This window comes from Sorangium sp. So ce145, from assembly GCF_051525985.1.
GTDB lineage: Bacteria > Myxococcota_A > Polyangia > Polyangiales > Polyangiaceae > Sorangium > Sorangium cellulosum_B.
Genome location: NZ_CP150315.1, coordinates 10,208,032 through 10,218,679, shown reverse-complemented (window position 1 = coordinate 10,218,679; position 10,648 = coordinate 10,208,032). Strand labels below are relative to the sequence as shown.

At 71.9% G+C, this 10,648-nt stretch carries 7 protein-coding genes; all 7 read left to right on the top strand.

Annotated elements, in window-relative coordinates:
- Positions 1 to 506 precede the first annotated feature (506 nt).
- The 7 genes from WMF34_RS37865 (at position 507) to ypfJ (ending at position 10,609) form a co-directional block, all read left to right on the top strand.
- Positions 507 to 902: a hypothetical protein gene (locus tag WMF34_RS37865; protein ID WP_437990839.1), complete on the top strand. Its 396-nt coding sequence runs from the start codon at positions 507 to 509 to the stop codon at positions 900 to 902.
- Positions 903 to 1,525: 623 nt separating this feature from the next.
- Complete coding sequence (locus WMF34_RS37860) at positions 1,526 to 1,885, top strand: hypothetical protein (protein ID WP_049876494.1); 360 nt, start codon at positions 1,526 to 1,528, stop codon at positions 1,883 to 1,885.
- A 117-nt stretch (positions 1,886 to 2,002) separates the two neighbouring features.
- Positions 2,003 to 2,392, top strand: coding sequence for a nuclear transport factor 2 family protein (locus tag WMF34_RS37855; protein WP_049876493.1), 390 nt, complete (start codon positions 2,003 to 2,005; stop codon positions 2,390 to 2,392).
- A 94-nt stretch (positions 2,393 to 2,486) separates the two neighbouring features.
- The gene (locus WMF34_RS37850; RefSeq protein WP_437990838.1) at positions 2,487 to 6,641 is read left to right on the top strand and encodes an nSTAND1 domain-containing NTPase; all 4,155 of its coding nucleotides are present in this window, start codon (positions 2,487 to 2,489) and stop codon (positions 6,639 to 6,641) included.
- Between the two features lie 130 nt (positions 6,642 to 6,771).
- Complete coding sequence (locus WMF34_RS37845) at positions 6,772 to 7,770, top strand: ADYC domain-containing protein (protein ID WP_012240058.1); 999 nt, start codon at positions 6,772 to 6,774, stop codon at positions 7,768 to 7,770.
- Between the two features lie 259 nt (positions 7,771 to 8,029).
- Entirely contained in the window at positions 8,030 to 9,211 is a 1,182-nt protein-coding gene (locus tag WMF34_RS37840) for a ferritin-like domain-containing protein (protein WP_437990837.1), read from the top strand.
- 564 nt (positions 9,212 to 9,775) lie between these two features.
- Positions 9,776 to 10,609: a KPN_02809 family neutral zinc metallopeptidase gene (ypfJ, locus tag WMF34_RS37835; RefSeq protein WP_012240056.1), complete on the top strand. Its 834-nt coding sequence runs from the start codon at positions 9,776 to 9,778 to the stop codon at positions 10,607 to 10,609.
- Positions 10,610 to 10,648: the final 39 nt, after the last annotated feature.

The window sequence follows — 10,648 nt, the reverse complement described above, 5'->3', positions numbered from 1 at the left end:
GGTCGCCGTGGCCGGTGTAGACAAGAGCCGCAACACCGTAACAGAGCAGATCTGCACGCCCGTTGGCCAGCCCGTCGCGCGGCGTCGGGAGGCGGACCGCCCGGGGAACGCTCGGATCGGTTCTTCGAGGAGGCACGCGGGGCTCGTCCTCGAAGGGCAGCACGACCATGCCCGCCGGCCGTCGTGAGTCTCTGGGTCCCCAGCGCACCCAGGCTCACGCAATTACGCGTGTTCTGCCGGAATCATCTCTCTATTTCTGCCGAGCAGAGTGGTTATTTCAAGTGCGCCTGTGCCCGAGCATCGATATCAGAGCCGTGTGGGAAAGCTGGACCGGTTCGCGAAGCAGACGTTCGCGGAGGAAGCGGCGCGGGTCACGGGCGGCGCCGCCGCGTGGCAGGAGGCGCCCGAGGTTCGCCTCGATCGGGTGCAGGCCGACGGCTACCTACGGGTGCTGCAGCCCGACGGCCTGGCTCCCCTGGCTGCGCCATGGCCGGAGGCTCGGGGACATGAGGAAACGCCTGGACGATTTCGCCCGGTGGGTCGCACCGCGGCGGGAAGTGGAATGGGTGCTCTCCATGCTACAGTACATGTCGATGTCACCGTGGACCCAGGAGGAATTGAAGCGGCGGTTCGCTCGCTCCGATGATCCGGAGATCGAGGCGCGCCGGCAGGGGATCCTGCGCACCTTGCTCGCGGATAGCCCGGAGGTGAAGGAGGAGCTCATCGAGGAAGGCCAGCTGACCGAGGCGCGCGCCGCGCTACGCACGGTGCTGGCGCGGCGTGGGCTCGCGCTCAGTCCCGCGCTGGAGGCGCAGATCGACGGCTGCGTCGACATGCCCACGTTGCACCGATGGCTTGAGCAGGCCGTGACCGCGGCCGGCGCTGAGGAAGCGCTGACGTAGATCGCGACGCGTCGCAGCAGCCGCCCGCCTGCCGTCACCCCCGCGGCATGGTGTGGCACAGCGTGGGGTCCACGGACTGGGGCCCGTGCCGACGCTCGTACGCCAGACCATGGGGCACTTGGGTCAAGAACACGTGGATCTACGCCGCTCTGTACAGCAGGGGTCTCTATCGACTTGCCGCCGGTGGCGGGAGCTGGCGGAGAGTGGGAGACGTGGAGCCGCTTCGATTTTACGTGCATGGCGAGTCCCTCCTCACCGGGCACAACCCGGGAGGGGTATACCGGTCCATCGACGAGGGACTGACGTGGCGTCTCGCTGACGGTCTGACGGATCGCTCACCGACCTGGGTGCTCGGCGGCGCGGGCCCGAATGTCCTCGTGGGAACGTCACCGGAAGGTGTCGCGATCAGCCACGACGGAGGGGCGAGCTGGAAACCGAGTGCCGCCGGGGGCGGCGGTCGTCGCGCTCGCGGCCGACAAGAGCTATGTTCTCGCGGGGGTAGTGACTCAAGACGGCAGGTAGACCCGGGGTGAGCGGGGATTGTTCGGCGGGCAGAGGCACCAATGAAGCGACGGTTTCGGGAGGAATACGATGACAGCCCGAGACCCATCGCTCCGGGTTCGGTGTCGATCCTCCTCGTCGCTTGTCCGCGCTGCTGCGAACGGGCCGAGCTGGCTCGCCGCCACGAGCCGCCCCAGGAGGTGCTGAGCTGCTCGCGATGCGGGCACGTCGAGCAGAACCCGAGCGGATATCGGTACTGGCTTCGGGTCGCGTGCTGCGGCCACACCCTCTATGCGGTCGACAGCCACCACCTCGCGTTCCTGGAGCTCTACATCGCCTGTCCCCTGCGCGAGCGCCTGCGGATGCATTGGGCCGATCGCGATTACCTGGCCACGCTGCCCCGGTGGATGTGCCTCGCCAGGAACCGCAAGAGGGTTCTCCGCGGTTTACGGGCCTTGCGGAACAAAATCGTTGATTCATGATCGGGCCGATGGCCACGCGGTTGACGCGGTCCGCCACGCCACACCTGGTCGCGGCGTGACTTCACCGTCGACGGCGTCAGGGCGCACGGGTAACACTGCGTGGCGCCGCGGACCTCCATGACCGACGAACACCCCGCCTTCGGGCAAGCCATCCGCGACGTCATGGAACGCCGCGCCCGCGCCCTGGTGACGCGCGACCTCGCCGAGCTCGCGCTCCTCCTCGCGGACGACTTCTCGTACGTCAATTCCCAGGGGACCCTCTGGGGCAAGGCCGAGTACCTGACGGCGGTCGACGGGGGCGCGCTGCGCTGGAGCGCGCAGACCGCGGAGGAGGTCGGTGTGCGCGGCTACGGCGACCTCGCCGTGGTGACCTGCGTGGTGCGCGACGAGGGGACCTGGCATGGCGAGCCGTTCAGCGCGCGGTTCCGCTCCACGCAGGTCTACGCGCGCCGCGAGGGCGTGTGGCGCTACATAGCGGGCCAGTCGACGGGCCTGGATCAGGGGTGAGCGCGGGTGGACTGCGCGGCGTCGGGCGGCGGACCCCACAGGGAACGCTCGGCTCGGGTATAGTCCCCGGGCGCTTGGCGCGAGGCGGGCCCTCGTGAAAGAGAAGATTGCTTCAACCCTCTCGCAGGCCATCCTGCGCCCCGGCGGCGCGGAGACGCAGTCGCGAGCGGGCGACGCCCTGCCGCCGCCGAGCTTGGGCCCGGAGAGCCTCGCCCCGTCGAGCTTCGGCCCGGAGAGCCCCGGCCCGTCGAGCTTCCACCCGCCGAGGCGGTTCGAGGAGTACCGGCTCCTCCAGAAGCTCGGCAGCGGCGGCATGGGCGACGTCTACCTCGCGCACGACACGCTGCTCGACCGCATGGTCGCGGTGAAGTTCATCCGCGCGGCGACCGCGGACGCCGAGGTGCGCGCGCGGCTGCTCGCCGAGGCGCGCGCGGCCGCCCGCATCCAGCACCCGAACGTCGTCGCCGTCTTCCGCGTGGGCGAGCTCCGGGGGCGGCTGTTCGTCGTCTCGGAGTTCGTCCGCGGCCAGAGCCTCGATCGCGTCGACATACCGATGCCCTCGCGCCGCGTGCTCGAGCTCGGCGCGGGCCTCGCGCGGGGCCTCGCGGCCGCCCACCGCCGGGGGGTGCTGCACCTCGACATCAAGCCGGCCAACGCGGTCCTCACCGCGGAAGGCGAGGCGAAGCTCCTCGACTTCGGCCTCGCAAAGCTCCTCGATCCGGCCGCGCGGCCCGACACCCGCGGAGCGCGATCCGACGCCCCTGGAGGGCGATTCGACGTCCCTGGAGGGCGATCGGACATGCCCGGAGGGCGATCGGACATGCCCGGGGTCCGATCGGACATGCCCGGAGGGCGATCGGACATGCCCGGAGGGCGATCGGACATGCCCGGAAGGCGATTCGACGCGCTCGGCGCGGACGCGCTCTCGGGCGGCGAGGCCCTGCGAGGAGCTCCGTGCGACGTCGACGCGGCGATCGCGCCCGGCGATGAGCCGCTCGAGGGCGAGTTCCGCGAGGCGGCCGAGATGGCGGCGCGCCTGCTCGACGTGACGACGAGCGTCGGCGGCGGCACGCCCCACTACCTGCCGCCCGAGCTGTGGCGCGACGAGCTCGCGACGCGCCGCTCCGACGTGTACTCGCTCGGCGCGCTGCTCTTCGAGCTGTGCGCCGGCGTCCCGCCGCACCACGACGTGCCGATGACCGAGCTCCCGCTCGTCGTCCAGACCGAGGCGCCGCGGCCCCTCGCCGCCCTCGCGCCGGGCGCCGACCCGCGGCTCGCGGCCGTCATCGAGCGGTGCCTCGAGATCGACCCGGCCGACCGCTTCGCCTCGGGCGATGAGCTGCGCGACGCGCTCGAACAGCTGCTCGCCAGGAGCCGCCACGCCTCCGTCGCTCCCGAGGGCAACCCGTACCGCGGGCTCCTCGTCTTCGATCTCGAGCACCGCGCGGTGTTCTACGGGCGCAGCTCCGAGACGGGGACGATCCTCGATCGGCTCCGCTCCGAGCCCATGATCGTCGTGGCCGGCGACTCGGGCTCGGGCAAGTCCTCGCTCTGCCGGGCCGGCGTGCTCTCGCTCGTGCTCGAGGGCGCCCTCGGCGGCGGGCGCGCCTTCCAGGCGGCCATGATGGTGCCGGGCCGGCACCCGCTCGCCGCGCTGGCCGCCGCGCTCGAGCCGGTCCTCGGCGCGCCCGCCGAGCGCATCGCCGAGGCCGTGCGCGCCGCGCCGGGCTCCCTCGCCCGCGATCTCCGCGCGCGGCTTGGCGAGCGCGGCGGGCTCGTGCTGTTCATCGACCAGATGGAGGAGCTCGCGACGCTGAGCAGCCCGGGCGAGGCGGCGCTCGTCGGCGAGGTGCTCAGCGCCTTCGCGGCGCGCTCGCCCTCCCTGCGCCTGCTCGCCACGGTGCGCGGCGACTTCCTCGCGCGCGTCGCCGGCATCTCCGGCCTGGGCGACGACATCGAGCGCGCGCTCTACCTGCTCCGCCCGATGTCGGCGGACAAGCTCCGCGAGGCCATCACCGGGCCGGCGCTGGCCAAGGGCGTCGCGTTCGAGTCCGACGCGGTCGTCGACGCGCTCGTCGAGTCCACCGCGCGCGCCGAGGGCGGGCTGCCGCTCCTCCAGTTCGCGCTCGCCGAGCTCTGGGACGCCCGCGCCGCGCCCGACGCGCCGCTCAGCAGCGCCGATCTCGCGCAGATCGGCGGGGTCGAGGGCGCGCTCGCCCGCCACGCCGATCGCGTGCTCGGCCGCATGCCGCCCGAGGTCCACGCGGCCGCGCGGCGGCTGCTCGGCGCGCTCATCACCCCGCAGGGCACGCGCGCGCGGCGCGCCGAGGGCGAGCTCGCGGAGAAGGGCGGTGACGGGGCGGCGCGCGCGGCGCTCGACGCGCTCGTGCAGGGCCGCCTCCTGTTCGCCCGCGAAGGCGAGCAGGGGACGGTCTACGAGATCGCCCACGAGGCCCTGATCCACGGCTGGGGGACGCTGCGCCACTGGCTCGAGGAGCAGCGCGAGCAGCGCGCGACGCGCCAGCGCCTCGACGCCTCGGCCGCCGAGTGGGAGCGGCTCGGCCGGCGCCGCGACGCGCTCTTCAGCGCGCGCCAGCTCAAGGAGGCGAAGGGCCTCGACCCGGCCGACCTGCCGCCGCGCGAGGCGGCGTTCCTGAGGGCGTCGCGGCGCGCCGTCCTGACGCAGCGCGCGGTCCGGTGGGCCCTCGCCGTGGGCGTCCCGCTCGTCGCCGCGCTGCTCTACGGCACGCTGGAGCTCAGGGCGGCGCGCCAGCTCGCCGCGCGGGCGGACAGGAAGATCCACGAGGCCGCGCTCACCTCGGCCGCCGCGGCGATCGAGGGCGCCCAGGCCGAGGCGATCCGCGCGGAGGCGCTCTCGGCGTTCGATCGCCGGCGCCGCGACGAGGGGGAGGCGCTCTGGGAGCGCGCGCAGGGGCGCGCCGCCGAGGCCGAGCGGCTGCAGCTGCAGGTGAGCCAGAAGCTGGAGGCGGCGCTCACGCTCGACGGCGCCCGCAACGACGCGCGCGCGCGGCTCGGCGACGTGCTCTACGAGCGCGCGCTCGCCGCGGACGCGCGCGGCCACGCCTCGCTGCGCGACGAGCTGCTCCAGCGCATGACCACGTACGATCCCGACGGCGAGCGCCGGCAGCGATGGAACGCGCCCGCCGAGGTCGCCATCGAGACCGATCCCCCCGGCGCGGACATCACGCTGGAGCGGTACGAGAGCGACGCGGAGGGGCACCGGCAGCTGACCGGCCAGCGCCTCCTCGGGACGACGCCCTTCGCGAGCATCGCGCTCGCGCAGGGCTCCTACCTGCTCACCTGCGAGGCGCGGAATCGCACCATCGTGCGTTATCCGTTCCTGGTCCAACGCGGAGAGTCATTGAAGCTCTCCATCCCGCTGCCGCACGCCGGGGACGTTCCTCCCGGGTACATCTACATCCCGCCGGGCCGGTTCCTCTTCGGCGCCGCCCTCGACGACATGTACCGGTGGGCGTTCCTCTCCACCGTTCCTCTCCACGAGATCCGCACAGGCGCGTACCTGATTGCGCGACACGAGACGACGTTCCAGGAGTGGCTCGACTACATCCAGGAGCTCCCGAAGGAGTCCCGCGGCAGCTGGTCCATCCAGGCGGGCAACGGCGCCATGACAGGCGCCCTGGGGCTGCGCCGCCTGCCAAGCGGTGTGTGGCAGCTCACGATTCAGCCCACGATCCAGGCGTATACCGCGCGGGCAGGGGAGCCGCTCGTGTACCCATCGCGGGCGGTCCGCGCGCAGCAGGACTGGCTTCGTTTCCCCGTCACGGGCATCTCCTTCGCTCAGGCCACCGAGTATGCCGCGTGGCTCCACAGGACAGGCCGCGTCCGCGGAGCCCGCCTCTGCACCGACTACGAGTGGGAGCGCGCGGCGCGGGGCGCCGACAGCCGCATCTTCCCGCACGGGGACAGGCTGGCTCCCGCCGACGCCAACTTCGATGAGACCTACGGCAAGGAGAGCTCCACGATGGGGCCGGATGAGGTGGGCTCGCACCCCGCCTCACGTAGTCCGTTCGGGGTCGACGACATGGCGGGAAACGTGCTGGAGTGGGCCATTTCTTCGATCGAGCCCGACAAAGTGCTGTTGCGAGGTGGTGCTTATATCTATGATCAAACCTCGGTCCGAAGTGACAACCGGACCGTCGTTGATGGCACCTTCCTCGACCCGGTGATCGGGCTCCGCATCTGCGCCTCGTTCCCTCCACCACCGTGAAGGCGGCGAGGCCTGCGGCGCTCGAGCCGACGCGGGCTCCATCGCTCGCGTGATCGGGCCCCGACCGCCCGAGGGAAGACCGTCGATGCGCAAGGCGTCACGGCTTTAGCGGCAGCGTCCGGAGGAGATCATGTTGAAGCGAGGGTTCCTGGCAGGGGCGATGGTCGGGCTCATATCCCTCGGCGCCGGTTGCGCCGCGGAGATCGACGGCGGCGAGGACGAGGAAGCGCTGGCGGAGAGCTCGTTCGCGATGAGCAGGCTCAACGGCATGAACCTCAACGGGGTTCGCTTCAACGGGGTTCGCTTCAACGGGGTCCGCTTCAACGGGGTCCGCTTCAACGGCGTCTCGCTGGACGCGACCACGCTGGTCGGCACGCGCGAGGGCGACGGCGCGCCGGTCGCCGGGGCCGACTTCATCGGCGCGGACGTCGAGGCGGTCCTGGACGATGGGTCGTCGGTGGCCGTCCGCGTCACGAACGTCGTCGAGCGCGACGGGCTCCAGTACTACACGGTCAAGTACAACGCCGGCCTCGGGGTCTGGGTGAACATCTGCGGCGAGGGCCTCGACGCGATCCCGGTGAAGGGGACGTGGGACGCGGTGACGGGTGCCCACTCGGACGACGGGGGTATGTTCACGTTCGCCTGTCAGGGCGCGGCGATCGGGAAGTGCGCCGAGTGGGGCTACAGGGAATGGATGGCCGAGGCGGAGTGCAACGCGAGCGGCTGCGAGGACAGGGATCTCTCGTACTTCCATCAAGCGTGCATCCGCATGGTGCGCGCGGACTACTGCGGCGACGGCGTGCCGCACACCCAGACCGGGACGGCGATCGACGTCTGGGATGCGCTCGGCATCCAGACCGAGACGGTGGGCTCTGGCATGAGCCTCGAGGCCGAGTGGACGGTGGACGGCGCCGCCTGCGTCAAGCACACCCGGTGGAACGGCCTCGGCAGCAGCAACCCGGATCGCGACTACATCCTGGCGCATTGCCCGGAACGTTGGGCCGGGGACGATCCGAGCTGCGGCGGGAGCACCTCGACCTTCCACAAAGAGAACGGCTTCGCGACGCCGCTCGGCCAGCGGCGCATCTTGCGGAACGCGTCGTTCACGACCAACGTCAGCCCCCTGTAGGCGGCGCCGTCGCGCAGATCCGGACGCAGTCATGCCCGCGCCTGGGCCGGGGAGTGCCGGAGTGTGTCAGCGCTGCGGCGCGACGATCGAGGGGGGCCGCTGCGCTCCCCGCGAAAACCGCTGGCCTCGGCGCGATCGAGCCCCGCGCGGCGGTGGACCATGTCTTGCGATGAGGGCTGGAGCGTCAGGTACAAGCCGCCCTGTTCCGAGCTCCTCGCCGCGCGCATGAGGCAGCGGGCATGGGCTGGAGGTGCACGTCATGCTGCTCGACCGATCCTTTCGACGAACGCTCCTCGCCCGCCTCCTGCTGAGCGCCGGCCCCTCGGCGGCCGCAGCGCTCCTCGTCGCAGCGCCGGGCTGCGGGGAGCCCGCGGCCGAGGCCGAGAGCGCCCAGCAGCTCCGTTGCTTCGATTGGTTCGACGAGCTCGGGGCTTGCCTGGACCGCGACGCGGCGCTGGAGGAGTTCCGCACCATCTACCGGCCCTGCGACGGCAAGGACAGGGAGCTGGAGAAAGACACGATCGTGTCGGTGGAGAGCGACGCGACCCGCCGTGACGGCGCGTGCTGTTACGAGGTGATCGTCGAGGAGAACACCATCGACTGCGCCGCGGTGGGGCGGCCCTTTTCCCTGGACGGGCACCACCTCACGGCGGCGCCGCGGCCGGCCGAGGCGGGGTGGCTCGCGCGTGCGACGGCGAGCGGCGCCGGCGGGCAGCAGCCTTCGCTGGCGGATCTGACGGACGAGGAGCGGGAGACGCTCGCCGGGGGATGGCTCCGGAGCGCGCTGGAGGAGCACGCGTCGGTGGCGTCGTTCGCGCGCTTCGCGCTGGATCTCATGGCGCACGGCGCGCCGTCGTCGCTCGTCGAGGCGGCCCACATCGCCGCGCTCGACGAGGTCGGTCACGCCCGCCTCGGGTTCTCGCTCGCGACCGCGTACGGGGGCGGCCCTGTCGGCCCGGCCGCCTTCCCGATGTCGCCGGCGGTGCCGATCGCCGCGGATCTCGCGGCGCTGGCGCGCGCCGCCGCGGAGGAGGGCTGCGTCGGCGAGACGGTGGCCGCGATGATCGCGGCGGAGAAGCGCGCCCGCGCCGAGGACCCCGCGGTGCGGGCGGCGCTCGAGGTGATCGCGGAGGACGAGGCGCGGCACGCCGAGCTCGCCTGGCTGACGGTGGCGTGGGCGATCGGGGCGGGCGGCGAGCCGGTCCGCCGGGCCGTGGCCGAGGTCTTCGAGGCCGCCGCGGCGTCGCTCGGGCGTCCGCCCCCGCCGGGGGCCGAGCCGGGCGGCGGCCGCGCCGCGGCGCTCGCGACGCACGGGCACCTCGCCGTGGCCGAGATGCGCGCGCTGCAGGGCGCGGCGCTCGCCCAGGTGGTGCTGCCGTGCGCGCGCGCCCTGGGGCTCTGGAAGCCCGCGGGAGCGGCTCGGCCGGCGGCGAGCGCCTAGTACTACAGCCGTACTTGCGGTCCATTTGCGGCTGTAGACGGGCGGACGGGCACGGATTTCTCGACGATTTTGATGTCTACAGCCGCACCTCGGACCAAGTACGGCTGTAGTACTAGAGCGACAAACGGGTTGAAATCGCCTGAAACGCGCAGAATCTTGAACCGCCAAGAACGCCATAAGACGCCAATGTATTTGTATTGAATTTTCCCTTGGCGTCTTATGGCGTCTTGGCGGTTTGTTCTCGATTGAATGACGTGATCGGGTGTTCCAGACGCTTTCAGCCTGCCAGGCATCCTGGCGACCCTGGATGCGCTCAGCGCCTCGCCGCGAAGACGCGGGTCGAGGAGAGGCACGGCCAGGACGCCTGGAGGGAGACGGAGAGAGAGGTCTTCTCCGACGACGCCGAGAGAGACCTCGTGTCCTTCGTGGCGAGGCGCAGGCGGCGATTCGGTCGCGCGCCGCGCGACCAGGCCGGCGCCACCACCAGGCGCGCAATACCCGCACGTCCCGACCGAAAGCTAAGGTACCACCCGATGCGCAGTCCACGCTATACATGCGCTGGCCATGCGCTGGACACCTGGGAAACGCAGTGAAAACCTCCGAGACCTCCGCGGCGCGTCCGGCGGAGCGAAGCTCGGTGTGGGCGGGACGGTGATCCTGCTCGTGCTCTCGCTGGTCTTCGGGAAGGATCTCCTGTCGGGGCTCGGTCAGGGCTCCGCGATCCCCGGCGCGCAGAGCGGGCGCTCGAGCTCGCCCGAAGAGGAGCGGCTCGTCGATTTCGTCTCCTTCGTCCTCGATGACACCGAGGCCGTGTGGACGCAGGTGTTCAGCCGGACGGGGCAGCGCTATCCGGCGCCCGTGTTGACGGTGTTCACCGACTCGGTGAGGTCGGGCTGCGGTGTCGGCGAGTCGGCGATGGGCCCGTTCTACTGCCCGGCGGACCGGACGGCGTACATCGACCTCGGCTTCTACCGTGAGCTCAAGGCGCGGTTCGGCGCGCCGGGCGACTTCGCCCAGGCGTACGTGCTCGCCCACGAGATCGGCCACCACGTGCAGAACGTGCTCGGGACCGAGCGCCGCCTGCGCCAGCTGCAGGCCGCGCGCCCGGGCGAGAAGAACGCGCTCTCCGTGAAGATGGAGCTCCAGGCGGACTGCTTCGCCGGCGTGTGGGCCCACTCCACGCAGAAGCGCGACCTGCTCGAGGCGGGCGACGTCGAGGAGGCCCTCCGAGCCGCGTCCGCGATCGGCGACGACCGGCTGCAGAAGGCCGCGACCGGCAGGGTCAACCCGGAGACGTGGACGCACGGCTCGTCGGCGCAGCGGGTCGCCTGGTTCAAGCGCGGCATGCAGGGCGGCCGCGTCGAGGACTGCGACACGTTCGCCGAAGGTTCGCCCTGAACAGGCGCCGTCCGCCCGCGCGCGGGAAGGCGAGGGGAG

What these genes read in the sequence shown, in the direction of transcription:
- WMF34_RS37855 (WP_049876493.1), top strand. Translation starts at nt 2,003, where the DNA reads ATGACCGACGAACACCCCGCCTTCGGGCAAGCCATCCGCGACGTCATG.
- WMF34_RS37865 (WP_437990839.1), top strand. Translation starts at nt 507, where the DNA reads ATGAGGAAACGCCTGGACGATTTCGCCCGGTGGGTCGCACCGCGGCGG.
- ypfJ (WP_012240056.1), top strand. Translation starts at nt 9,776, where the DNA reads ATGCGCTGGACACCTGGGAAACGCAGTGAAAACCTCCGAGACCTCCGC.
- WMF34_RS37840 (WP_437990837.1), top strand. Translation starts at nt 8,030, where the DNA reads ATGCTGCTCGACCGATCCTTTCGACGAACGCTCCTCGCCCGCCTCCTG.
- WMF34_RS37845 (WP_012240058.1), top strand. Translation starts at nt 6,772, where the DNA reads ATGTTGAAGCGAGGGTTCCTGGCAGGGGCGATGGTCGGGCTCATATCC.